General features: G+C 52.6%; 4 protein-coding genes. 2 read left to right on the forward strand and 2 right to left on the reverse strand.

The window, feature by feature from the left end:
* Together L692_RS27540 and L692_RS0101700 are read right to left on the reverse strand one after the other, a co-directional pair.
* Positions 1-359 (reverse strand): hypothetical protein (locus tag L692_RS27540; protein WP_036721381.1); only part of this gene is annotated, 359 nt, incomplete at its 3' end.
* Positions 360-535: 176 nt separating this feature from the next.
* Complete coding sequence (locus L692_RS0101700) at positions 536-1159, reverse strand: acetate uptake transporter (protein ID WP_025696626.1); 624 nt, start codon at positions 1157-1159, stop codon at positions 536-538.
* 203 nt (positions 1160-1362) lie between these two features.
* On the opposite strand from L692_RS0101700, the gene L692_RS0101705 reads away from it, so the two are divergent.
* Together L692_RS0101705 and L692_RS33945 are read left to right on the forward strand one after the other, a co-directional pair.
* A complete protein-coding gene (locus L692_RS0101705; RefSeq protein ID WP_025696627.1) occupies positions 1363-2307 on the forward strand; it encodes a 1,4-dihydroxy-2-naphthoate polyprenyltransferase in 945 nt (314 codons plus the stop codon).
* Positions 2308-2590: 283 nt separating this feature from the next.
* A partial coding sequence (locus L692_RS33945; RefSeq protein ID WP_415752749.1) for an MHYT domain-containing protein occupies positions 2591-2737 on the forward strand: 147 nt, incomplete at its 3' end.

A 2737-nucleotide genomic window follows, 5' to 3' on the forward strand; every position in this document is an offset into this window, starting at 1 on the left:
CTCTTGTTGAGAATGGCCGTATTTCCGGTAATCGGATAGAGGTAGCGGATAATGCCTTCCGGCGCGATCGCAACATTCATCATGTGATTGGTGCTGTGATAGGCGGTGGACAGGTAGCGGTTTATTTCGCCAGGTTCGGCATCGAAACCGACGGTTTGGACAAAGGAGCTGACGCCCTTGACAATCGAGGCTCTCTCCTCAATATACGATGTCAGCATATGGGCTTGAGATGACAAATCAGCTTTTGCGGTCCGATACTCCCGGTCAACCGATAGGGTATAGTAGTAGAATAGCGCAATTTGAAGGACGACGATGAAGACGAGGATGATTGTTAAAGGCTTGTTCTTGAGGAAAGCCATAATCTGCCTCCGATACGACAAAAAGTTATTAATCTAGCATGTCATTAGTAGAGCGGCAGGTCAATAGAATGATTCGGTGCTCGCAATATAAAAAAAGAAACGGATTTTTCGCGCATGCCTCATGCAAGAAGCAACGCAAAAAATCCGTCAAGCTGACTTGCTCCCGGTACGGATCGTTATTTCTTGAATATGCGAAGCGGAGCGCCGAGCGGTAAGAACGTGCGTCCGAAATGAGCGTTCAGCACGGAGGCGCCGCAGCCGTACAGGGAGACGATGCCGATGCCAAGCTCCGAGAAGGCCGCCAGCCGGTGGAAGGCTTCCGCCGCGATCTCAAAAGAATTGAAGGTGAGGCCGAGAAACAACAGGTCGATCAGTATAAAAATAATGAGCAGCACTTTGTTGGTCTCGGTAGCGCCAATGGTCATGAACAGCGTAAAGATCAGGTAGCCGAGGAAGGCGAAACCAAGCTGCTTCGGATCGATGGCCCCGGCAAGCGCCGCGCCGAATACGCCAAGCTTGATCAGCCAGCTTCCGGCCATGCCGAACCAGAAAAAGGCGTAGGCTCCAAAAGCGGTCATGCCGAAGGTGTTATTGTGCTTGGCGTCCTGGATGCAGGCGAACAGCTGGGCGAAGGCGCCGAGGAAAATCGCCCACGGGATCACATAGCTCAGGCCGCTGGTGATCTCCAGCTTTTGCGAGGATGCCACGAGCGTGACGATGGCCAGTCCGAACAGACCGATCGCGCTCGGATCGGCGGTGACGACTTTGACAGACTGGGTTGACGAGGTTTGCGCTGACATAAACAATAAAGCCCCCAATACGGTTATAAGTGTTGACTTAAACGGATGGAATCGATTCCGTAATAAGCCTGCCTATCATACCATATCGCTTGGAGCTTGCCTATAATGCACAAGGGGGGATTTTATCGAAAAATGCTGGAACTTGTGACATTCATTTGTATAATAACAGTGACAACTATAGATGAATAAGGCTGGGTGAGGCAGTGAACGGAAGAAGCTTTTTGGAATTGGTCGAAATCCGGACGAAGGTCGCAAGTGTGATTCCTTTTATCATGGGAACGTTGTATGCTTTTTACCGGTTCGACACTTTTTATGCGGGGCGCTTTGCGCTAATGCTGGTATCGCTGCTCTGCTTTGATATGGCGACAACGGCCATCAACAACTATTACGATTTTAAGAAAGCGTCCAGAACGCACGGCTATGGCTATGAAACGCATAATCCCATTGTCCGGCGCAACCTGAAGGAAGGTGTTGTGGCAGGCACGATCATTCTGCTGCTCCTGCTGGCGGCGGGCTGCGGGCTGCTGCTGGTGGCCGAGACGAGCCTGCTCCTCTTTCTGCTGGGTGGGCTGTCCTTTCTGATTGGCATCCTGTACTCGTTCGGGCCGATCCCGATCTCCCGCATGCCGCTCGGGGAGCTGTTCTCAGGGCTGTTCATGGGCTTTGTCATTATCTTTATCTCCGCTTATATCCATACGGACGGGACGCTGGCGATGCTGACTCTGGAGCGGGGCTGGGCGCATGTTGATCTGAACCTTGTGGAGACGGCCTACCTGTTCTGGTTCTCGGCGCCGGCCATTCTCGGCATTTCGAATATCATGCTGGCGAACAACATCTGCGACATGGAGGAGGACGTCGAGAACCGCCGCTACACGCTGCCAGTCTACATCGGCAAAGCCAGGGCGCTCACGCTGTTCAGGCTGCTCTACTATGTGTCTTATGCCGACCTGGCCATATTGCTCATTCTGGGCATCCCCCCTCTGCTGGTGCTGCTCCCTCTGCTGACATGGGTTCCCCTGCGCCGCAACCTCGCGAAGTTCTCGGCCAGACAGGAAAAAGCGGCGACCTTTGTCCTGTCCGTACGAAATTTCGTCCTGTTGAATATTTCGCGCATCGCCGTTCTCGGCGCCGCTCTGCTTCTTTCATGATAACGGGCATACGGTTTTACCGGCGGGTACGGTTTACGGTGAAATGGGGAGGGGCCAGGTGCGCCGCTGGGGGATTTTTCGACAAATATGGACATTTTTTGAGCGGCCCGGAAAATGGGCGCAAGTTCCAGTATTTACTTAGACAGTCCACCGAATACAGAGTAGAATACAGCTAGAGCAGCTTCTTCGCGAACCTTTCATTGTGTTAATTGGCGGCTTGAATTCGCGTCAAGGCAAAATCAGATTATTATTAAACCGGTGAAGAGGTTAACTTATGGATCATATGGAAATCCACTACAATATATGGATTATGCTGCTGTCTTTCGCGCTGTCGGTGCTGGCGTCCTATTCTGCGGTAAATCTCGTCTGCCAGGCCCCATCCTCATCGTCATCGCCCAGAACGCGCCGTTTGTGGCTGGGGGCGGGGGGC

Source organism: Paenibacillus forsythiae T98, assembly GCF_000520735.1.
Taxonomy (GTDB): Bacteria; Bacillota; Bacilli; order Paenibacillales; family Paenibacillaceae; genus Paenibacillus_AQ; species Paenibacillus_AQ forsythiae.

Bases quoted from the DNA above. Each gene is read 5' to 3' on its own strand.
- L692_RS0101700 (WP_025696626.1), bottom strand. From the start codon at position 1,159: ATGTCAGCGCAAACCTCGTCAACCCAGTCTGTCAAAGTCGTCACCGCC.